This window comes from Thauera terpenica 58Eu, from assembly GCF_000443165.1.
Taxonomy (GTDB): Bacteria; Pseudomonadota; Gammaproteobacteria; order Burkholderiales; family Rhodocyclaceae; genus Thauera; species Thauera terpenica.
In genome coordinates, this window is sequence record NZ_ATJV01000036.1 from 1 (window position 1) to 227 (window position 227).

A 227-nucleotide genomic window follows, 5' to 3' on the forward strand; every position below is an offset into this window, starting at 1 on the left:
GACCGGCAAGCTCACGGAGCAAGACGAAGGCGTCAAGCACCGGGGCCGCAAGCTCTCGGACAGCGGCGCCAAGGCGCGCTTCTACCGCGCGGTCAGCGAAGCGCATCTGTCGCGCATCCTGAAGGTGGATCTGAGTGAAGAGCTCTTCAGCTACCACATCGACGAGAAGGCCCGGCGCCTCGCCCAGATGATGGACGGCAAGCTGCTGCTGGTGACCAACGCCGAGG

The 227-nt window shown here is 65.2% G+C and carries 1 pseudogene; it reads left to right on the forward strand.

The features are described 5' to 3' along the window. Nucleotides 1-227 (forward strand): annotated as a pseudogene (locus M622_RS24505) (IS1634 family transposase); the annotation flags it as partial.